Raw genomic sequence first — 1095 nt, forward strand, 5'->3', positions numbered from 1 at the left:
ATATAGAGGCCTTCATGCGGATTCTTCATGTCGTCGATGGTGTTGTAGACCAACCCGAGACTGACCGAAGACTTGACCCACGGGCTTTCGGCAACGCCCGCTAGGATCGCCGGCGAAATGGTGCACCTGCTCGGATCGTAGTTGCCATTGGCATCCACACAGCCATCGGCAATGGAATACTTCTCCTGCGAGATATTATACGCTAGCTGCGTTGAGATGCTGTCGGTGATCGGCAGGCCAAAGCGAATGGTCCCGCCGGTGACGTCAGTATCGTAGTGATTGTACTCACGGGTCGACTTGTAGATATCGAAGCCCGCAGCGATGCGCCGGCCGAGGAAATACGGCTCGGTGAAGGAGATGGCGTAGTCGCGCGAATGCCTGCCGCCGCCGGCCGACAGCTTGATGTACTGGCCGCGACCGAGGAAGTTGCGCTCGGTGATCGAGCCTTCGACGGACGGTCCCGGCGTGTCGCCACCGGTCGAATAGCCGGCGCCGATCGAGAACTCGCCGGTCGACTTCTCGACGACGTCGACCACCAGGACGACCTGGTCGGGAGCCGAGCCAGGAACGGTCGATATCTCGACTTTGTCAAAGTAATCCAGGGCTTCCAGCCGCTTCTTCGCGCGCTGAATGAGAACCTGGTTGAATGCGTCGCCTTCGCTGACATCGAATTCGCGACGGATGACATAGTCGCGCGTGCGGTCGTTGCCGCGGATTTCGATGCGCTCGACATAGGCCTTGGTGCCCTGGTCGATGGTGTAGACGACCGAGATCGTATGGTTCTCGAAATTGCGATCGCCACGCGGCGTCACCTGAGCGAATGCGTAGCCCGAACCCGCGACCTTCTCGGTGAGCGCGACGATCGAATCCTCAACGTCCTTGGCGTTGTAGACATCGCCCTTGTGGGTCTCGACCACCGATTCCAGCGCCTTCGAGTCGACCTCTGGGATCGTGCTCTCGACGCTGATGTCGCCAAAGTTGTAGCGATCGCCTTCCTGCACCGTGATCGTGACGGTGTATTTGTTGGTGGCTTCATCCAACTCACCTACGGCCGAAACGACCTGGAAGTCGGCATAGCCGTGATTGTAGTAGAAG

General features: G+C 59.0%; 1 protein-coding gene. It reads right to left on the reverse strand.

Annotated features, from left to right (window positions below; genetic code table 11):
• Positions 1 to 1095, reverse strand: a 1095-nt coding sequence (gene bamA, locus EOA29_RS37420) for an outer membrane protein assembly factor BamA (protein ID WP_127222457.1), incomplete at both ends; no start/stop codon positions are given.

Source organism: Mesorhizobium sp. M1E.F.Ca.ET.063.01.1.1, assembly GCF_003998155.1.
GTDB lineage: Bacteria > Pseudomonadota > Alphaproteobacteria > Rhizobiales > Rhizobiaceae > Mesorhizobium.